Here is a 6,683-nt window from a genome sequence, read left to right as displayed (position 1 = left end):
AGCAGGATTTCTGAATCTACCCATTACAATGAGTCTTTTATTAATCTCCTCCGCAATTATAGAGAACGAAATGCGCCTCCTTACATAGACCATCCAGCGAAGGCGCGTCTTCGTGGTAGCCGGAGCGATAAGACTGAAAGCGGTCTCCTTTCCGGCTTATCGCGGGAGGCATCCACAAAGCGCAGAAGCGGTATTAGCACAACTTCTAATTCACTCCCCATCTTTCAGTAATCCCTGACCCACTTCCTGTGCGCCCAAGCCCTGGAGTCTAAACGATAAAAAACCACTCCAGAGGCGTTTACTGGAGGGGTTACTTATATGAGCAACAGTCACATGTACAAGTCAAATTCCTATAGGAATAATGTACATCCCTGTCTCTTTATCATTTTTCACAACCACATCAACGCCGTAAATCTCTTTTACAGTTTGAACGGTAATAACCTCACTTGGTGTCCCTTTAGCAACAATCTTTCCATCTTTCATCGCAATAATGATGTCACTATAACGTATCGCCTGATTAATGTCATGTAAAACCATGACAATTGACATACCGTGCGTGCGATTTAAGCCCTTGATCAGTTCCAATAATTCATATTGATAATAAATATCAAGATAAGTCGTCGGTTCATCTAATAGGAGGAAGGGCGTTTTTTGCGCTAGTGCCATCGCAATCCAGACGCGCTGCATTTGACCTCCAGACAGTTCATCAATCGGTACCGTTCGCTTATCCGTCAGATTGGTACACGCGAGCGCCCACTCAATTGCCTGTTGATCGTCATCCGTTGCTGAAGTGAACAAACTCTTATATGGAATCCGGCCATAACCCGTTAGTTTTTCGACGGTCATATCCGACGGAGCTTTATTTTGCTGGTGAACAACGGCTAATTTTTTCGCCAGCTCTTTCGGTTTAAAGTCAGCGAGTGCTTTGCCCTCTAATAGAACTTGTCCGCTTTGCGGGTGATTATTATTAGCCATCACGCTAAGCAGTGTCGATTTCCCACAACCATTCGGTCCGATAATCGTCGTCACTTTCCCGCTATCAATCTTACTGTTGACGCCATGTAACGTATTTACTTTTTTATCGTAAGAGAAAGAAATAGCCTTAATGTCCATAAATACGATCACTCTTTCTCAGCAAGAATATTAGGAAAGGTCCCCCGATGACGGCCATAATGATAGATGCCGGGATTTCATTTGGCGCGATAATCGTTCGGCCTAACGTATCCGCCGTTAAGATCAGCAAGGCTCCTGCCAGCGCTGAAAACGGAATCAGCACTTTGTGATCCGTTCCGACCAATGACCGTCCAATATGAGGAATTAGCAAGCCGACAAACGCAAATAGGCCCGCGACTGCTGTTGCAACTGAAGCAAGCAGAACAGCCACTAACGAAATCACCAATCGCGCTAGATTTACATTAACCCCTAGATTTTTAGCGGTTTTATCATCTAATGCCAAGTAATTGCACCAGGAATAAACCACAAACGCTAACACGAGGCCTATCGTTCCATATAACATGAGTACATCGACATCACTCCACTTTTTCATCGTAAGCGTCGAAGTCATCACTTGACTCATCGATTGTGTAAGGGCACTTCCGCTAAAACCAAGTCCTTGGCTCAACCCTGTAAATAAGGCATTCACCGCTATCCCGATTAAAATCATGCGCAGTGGATCAAGCCCGGATCTCCACGATAGTGAGTACACAAGGAAAAATGCTAAAGCTCCGCCCAAGAATGCAAAAAGGGGCACGAAAAAGTACAGTGTCGGGAAAAATGCGACAACAACTATGGACATAAACCCAGCACCCGCAGAAACACCAATAATTCCTGGGTCTGCTAATGGGTTACGCATAACCGCTTGCAATAGTACACCCGCCACGGATAAAGCTGCTCCTGCAAATAAAGCGATTAGAATTCGTGGAAGCCGTAAATCCTTAATAATTGCAACCTGATCATTTGTCCCCGTTAGTAGGCCATGAATCAGTTCGAACGGTGTGACTTTAATACTTCCCATAAGTGCAGATTGAATGCTAACTAGTATGAGTAGAATAATGACGCTGATAAAACTAAGCGCCTTTTTATTTTTCCGTAACATTATTATCCCTGCCTTTAGTTTGGATACAACATCTTTTGCAGTTCGCCAAGTGCTTCGACTGCCGCTAGACTGCCTGTTGTTCCAAATAGAAGTTCGTCTAAATCATACACACGGTCATTTTTAACAGCTTCGAAATGTTGCCAAACGTCATTCGATTTGAACTCATCATCAAACATTTGAATGACCTGCTCGGGCATGCCATGTGATGCTCTTAAAATGATATCCGGTTTTGCTTGCTGTAAGTATTCTGTATTAGAAGAAAGAAACTCTACTTTTTCTCCCGTAATAACATTTTTACCGCCGCTTCGCTTAACAAGGTCACCGATATAGGAATGTTCTGTTGCCACTAGATAACTCCCCGGAATCCCAAGCAAAATAAGCACAGACGGCTGCTCTTTGCCTTCTGACAGCTTATCCAATTCGGCAACTTTCTCTTCGAATTGATCGACAATCGCATGCGCTTGTTCTTCGCGATCATACTTCTCGCCTAATTTCAAGATTTCGCCGTGCATGGCATCTATGCTTTCCAAATTCACATAAGTCATATCGATATCACGTTCGTCAAACATCTCTTGCAAATCATATTTCAGCGTTGTCACAGACAGTATTTCTGTCGGTTTTAGTGACAGCAGCATTTCCATATCAGGGCTCATCGGATTCCCGACTTCTTTTGCATCAGCGTAGCGTTTCGGTAGCTCTTTGTAACTTGATGGTATCCCGACTAGATCAATTTCTAAGGCATCCATAATTTCCGTCAACGCGACCGTTGTTGCAACAATCCGCTCACCCGCTGGATCAGCATTTTCTTCATTGGATGAAGTACCTTTTTCGGACGAACAACCAGCCAGAACTACAATGATTAGAAGCATATAGAGAACATTACGTACTTTTTGCATTTTCGTTAACAACTCCTTGTAGCTTCTATAAAAAAAGGGTCTTGCTGTTTGTTCTCAAGACCCCACTCCCCTATACCTCTTACTTTTCAGTCCGTGTGCGCTGTCTCATTGCAAAAATTATGGCTCCACCAAGAATAAGAACTGAAAAAATGACGATTAACAATGTAGATTTCGAATTCGACTCAGATGTTAAATCTGCTTCAACCTCTGCATCGATTGCTTCTTTCGTTACTTCGGATGACTCTTCTTTTGCTACTGCTTGATCTTCGGCAACAAGTTCTTCTTCGCTTATCTCAGACTTAGCTTCATCTTTCGCCTGCTCGGTTGGTTCGGTTGGTTCAGTACTTTTTTCTTCTACTAGTGTATCTGACTTTTCACTTGTAACTTCTTTAGATTCTACTGATTTAGCTTCAGTTTTCGTTTCTACTTTTGTTACAGCTTGTTTGTTTTCAACTGCTTTAGGTGTTGCAATTGCCTTTTCCGTTACTGCAGGTTTGGGCGTTGGTTTGGGTGTTGGTTGTACTGGTTTAGGTGTTGGTTTAGAAGCTGGAGGTGTTGCGGGCTTCTCGGCGACAGGCGCTAAAGGAATGGTAGAACTGTTAAATTTGAAGCGGATATCGTATTTATTGTCATATGTAAAACCGGGGATGCCCGTTACAATGACATGAATTTTGGCATTTACCAATTGCTCAATGTCTTTCACTTCAAACTTAACCACTCGTTTATCATTTGCTTTATCATTGCTCAGTACTTGCACATCGGCAAAACCACCGCCTGCCTGCACTTTAAAATACTGCCACCAAGAACTGTTGTTTAACGTTACGACAGCGAAGATTTTATTGTTTTGAACGATTACTTTCGCCGGACTAACCATGTATTCAGCCGTCGTTGATTGTTCATTACCTGTATCTTTTAACACTGTAAACGGAACTGAATACTCACCATCGGCGAAATTAGATGCCGCAGCGGCTTTCTCAATCGCAAGCGATGGTAGTAGCGTAAATAAAGCGAATAATATCACCGTTGTAAATACCGTATTTTTTTTCAAGTTATAATCTCCTTTACCTAAACATTTTAATCAGTACAATGCCGGCTGTCACGAATGAAGCAGTGACGCCGGCATTGGTTGATTACTTATAGTTACTTTTGAAGTTTTTCAAGCATGTAATAAACCATTTTCGAAGCATGTGCACGTGTTGCGTTTGCTTTAGGTTCAAATACATCTTTACCTTTTACTTTTTTACCGTTAACGATACCAAGACCAGCTGCCAAGTCGACAGATGTTTTTGCGTATGCAGTAATGTCTTTTGCATCTGCAAATGTAACATCATTTTTTACGCCTTCTAATACGCTTGCATCTTTGTATTCAATAGCACGGATAATCATAGTAGCCATTTGTTGACGTGTGATTGCTTGGTTCGGACGGAATTTACCATCATTGACACTGATAATGCCTGCGCGACTTGCAGCTTCAAAAGAGATCCAATCCATCTTTTTTGTTACGTCAGAGAATGTTCCTTGGAAATCTTGTTTAGGAAGCTCAAGTGCACGTGACAAGATGATTGCAAATTGCGCTCTTGTAATTTGATCATTTGGAGCAAAAGTTGTAGCTGTTTTGCCTTTAACGATTTGTTTCGTAGCGAGTGACTCGATATAAGGTTTTGCCCATGTGTTAGCAATATCTTTAAATGTTACTACTACTTCTTCTTCTGGTGTTTCTACTTCTTCACCTGGAACTTCTTCAACTACAACTGCTTTAACGCTTTCTTTATCAAAAGCAAGACGTACAGTATAGTTACCTGTGTGGTTCGCTGCAGCTACAAATACTGTGAATTTCGCATTGGTAATTGTTGATAAATCAGCAACTTCGAATTCAACAACTCTTTTATTTGCTTCTATATCTGTGCTTACAACAGTTGTATCAATGAATTTACCAGCTTGTTCTACTTGGAAAGCTGTAATTTGTTCATTGTTTGTAAGGGTCATTGAGACAAGGTTTTTACCATTTTTCACCGAAAGTGCTGCAGGTGTTTCAATATATCTAGTCATTGAAGACTCTTTGTCTTCTTCTTCATGCAATGCTTTGTAACCGATTGTATATGCACCGTCTTTAATGACTTCTGGTACTGGAGTTACAGGTACTTCAGGCGTTTCCGGTTTTACAACTGGAACTTCTGGTACCACTGGAGTTTTGCTGTTATCAAATTTCAAACGAATATCATAGCTGTGATCATACTCGCCTAGGCCCGGTACACCCGTTACGATGATATGGATTTTAGCATTCAATTCTTTGCTAAGATCTTGAACTTCAAATTTAACAAGTCTAGTATCCGCTGCTTTATCTTCACTGATTACTTCTGCATCTGTGAAGTTTGTTTCTTTAAATGTACCTGGTTGTTTTGCTTGAACTTTCAGTGACTGCCACCATTTACTGCTTAATAGTGTTACATATGCGTACGTTTTACCGTCTTCAACAACGATTTTCGCAGGACTTTTCACATATTGCGCAGTTGCTGATTTGTCATCATTTTCAACTTGTAATACATCAAGCGGTAGTTCAAATTCTTGTTTCACTGGTGTAGTTACTTCAGCTGCTTGGATTTGGCCAGCAGGTAGTACTGTAAATAAAACGAGTAGTGCTGAAAATAACATCATCATTTGCTTCTTCATTCGTTAATCCCCTTTTAGTGTTTTATTTTCCTCTTTGTTTCGATAAAGTTAATCTTCAATCAGAGGGGGTTTTCTTCATCCCCCACTGATTGTTAGTTTAACCATTCGGGCTTTTACGGGCAGTTGATCCCCCATATATTCTTCTTGTGTCCCCGAAGACTTGAAGTGGGGTCTTACTGCCCGTTAATGCGGGATAAAGTAATCTTGCGCACAAAAATAATCGCAATGATAGCGATTACTGCGAGCAGTACATAAATAAGTGCTTTGTTACTGGTTGATTCGTCCTGCAATTCATTCGTGTCAGCTGAATTTGATTCGCCGACAGGAGGATTTACAACAACCGCCGGAGCGTCAGTCTCTTCCATTGTTTCCAAATCCAGATTCAAACGAACTGAATACTTGTGGTCATATGATGGCTCCATTTCTTCAATCACAACATGCATTTGCATGAGCAGTGGCGCTGTAAGATCTCCCTCAATTTTAAAGGCTACAACACGCTTATCATCGTCAAGATCCTCACTGACAACTTGTACGTCAGCAAACGCTTCACCACTTGTTGATTTTATGAACTGGATCCATTTGGCATGGTTCACCGTGAATTGTAAATACTTTTCATCGTTATTAATCGTCAGCGTTGCCGGCTTTTGGAAATAATCATTTGCAATCGATACGGAATCATTCTCGGCTTGCAACATTTCGTAGTCGACCATATAGGTGCCATTTGATAAATCAGCAGCCATAGCCCCTGGCGTATGAGAAACAACCATCACACTTAGAAATAGGATGAATGAAAACGGAATAACAATTCTCTTTTTCAAAAATGCAATACCTCCTCCCTCCACAGCGGAAGAAATCCTTGTGAGAACGATTATCAACTATCTCTCTTCTATAATAGCTCATAGATTCAGGTTGTCAAACAACTAGCAAGACCTTTCACATATCGTTCACATTATTATGTTGTCTGGGTGACAGTACCTCTGCGATCCGCACACAATTTGAATCGCCTGGAAGTTTTACAGTAT

The 6,683-nt window shown here is 41.4% G+C and carries 6 protein-coding genes; all 6 read right to left on the bottom strand.

What is annotated here, in order from left to right:
* Positions 1 to 342: 342 nt before the first annotated feature.
* Positions 343 to 1,113 (bottom strand): ABC transporter ATP-binding protein, encoded by a 771-nt coding sequence (locus I2484_RS14945; RefSeq protein WP_207151843.1) that lies wholly within the window; start codon positions 1,111 to 1,113, stop codon positions 343 to 345.
* The gene (locus I2484_RS14940; RefSeq protein ID WP_207151842.1) at positions 1,103 to 2,095 is read right to left on the bottom strand and encodes a FecCD family ABC transporter permease; all 993 of its coding nucleotides are present in this window, start codon (positions 2,093 to 2,095) and stop codon (positions 1,103 to 1,105) included. The genes I2484_RS14945 and I2484_RS14940 overlap by 11 nt, the downstream gene beginning before the upstream one ends.
* A 14-nt stretch (positions 2,096 to 2,109) precedes the next feature.
* Positions 2,110 to 2,991 (bottom strand): heme ABC transporter substrate-binding protein IsdE, encoded by an 882-nt coding sequence (isdE, locus tag I2484_RS14935; RefSeq protein WP_207151841.1) that lies wholly within the window; start codon positions 2,989 to 2,991, stop codon positions 2,110 to 2,112.
* A 79-nt stretch (positions 2,992 to 3,070) separates the two neighbouring features.
* Entirely contained in the window at positions 3,071 to 4,039 is a 969-nt protein-coding gene (locus tag I2484_RS14930; RefSeq protein WP_207151840.1) for an NEAT domain-containing protein, read from the bottom strand.
* 92 nt (positions 4,040 to 4,131) lie between these two features.
* Entirely contained in the window at positions 4,132 to 5,661 is a 1,530-nt protein-coding gene (locus I2484_RS14925) for an NEAT domain-containing protein (protein ID WP_207151839.1), read from the bottom strand.
* Positions 5,662 to 5,834: 173 nt separating this feature from the next.
* Positions 5,835 to 6,479 carry an NEAT domain-containing protein gene (locus tag I2484_RS14920; protein ID WP_207151838.1) on the bottom strand — a complete coding sequence of 215 codons (645 nt, stop codon included), beginning with the start codon at positions 6,477 to 6,479 and terminating at the stop codon, positions 5,835 to 5,837.
* Positions 6,480 to 6,683 lie beyond the last annotated feature (204 nt).

It is taken from the genome of Sporosarcina sp. E16_8 (assembly GCF_017347095.1).
Taxonomy (GTDB): domain Bacteria; phylum Bacillota; class Bacilli; order Bacillales_A; family Planococcaceae; genus Sporosarcina.
Note: the sequence above shows the minus strand (reverse complement) of the source record. Positions and strands in the feature narration are given on the sequence as shown.